Origin of the sequence: Streptomyces recifensis, assembly GCF_002154615.1 — a bacterium.
Classification (GTDB): Bacteria; Actinomycetota; Actinomycetes; order Streptomycetales; family Streptomycetaceae; genus Streptomyces; species Streptomyces griseoluteus.
Genome location: NZ_MUNH01000854.1, coordinates 1 through 758 on the forward strand (window position 1 = coordinate 1; position 758 = coordinate 758).

The 758-nt window shown below is 73.4% G+C and carries 1 protein-coding gene; it reads right to left on the reverse strand.

The features are described from left to right. On the reverse strand, positions 1 to 758 hold a 758-nt coding region (locus CCN33_RS30335), incomplete at both ends, for an RQC domain-containing protein (protein WP_208622004.1).

Genomic DNA, 758 nt, shown 5'->3' on the forward strand with positions numbered 1-758 from the left:
CAGCCGGGGCGGACCGGGCCTCCAGCACGGCGAGGACCCCCTCCCCGTAGGTGGCGAGCTTCTTCTCGCCGACCCCGTTCAGCGTGCCCAGCTCGGCCACCGAGCGGGGGCGGCTGGTGGCGATCTCGCGCAGGGTGGCGTCGTGGAAGATGACGTACGCCGGGACGCCCTGCTCCTTCGCCTGCTCCGCCCGCCAGGCGCGCAGCGCCTCGAAGACGGGGACCAGCTCGGCGGGCAGTTCGGCCGCCGCGGTCCTGCCCTTGCGGTCGCCCCGGCCGGCTGCCCGGGTGGTGGTCGGGCGCTTGGGCTCCTTGCGCAGCGGCACCTCGCGCTCCCGGCGCAGCACCTCGCCACTGGCCTCGGTGAGCACCAGGGTGCCGTACTCCCCCTCGACGGCCAGCAAGCCTTGCGCCAGCAACTGCCGCACCACTCCCCGCCATTCGCCCTCGGCGAGGTCGTCGCCGATGCCGAAGACGGAGAGCTGGTCGTGGTCGAACTGGATCACCTTGGCGGTGCGCTTGCCGAGCAGGATGTCCACGATCTGCACGGTGCCGAACTTCTGGCCGCGCTCGCGCTGGAGCCGGACCACGGTGGAGAGCACCTTCTGCGCGGCCACCGTGCCGTCCCAGGTCTCCGGCGGGGTGAGGCAGGTGTCGCAGTTGCCGCAGCCCTCCTCGGTGGCGTCCTGGCCGAAGTAGGCGAGGAGCTGGCCCCGGCGGCACCGGACGGTCTCGCACAGGGCGAGCATCGCGTCCAGG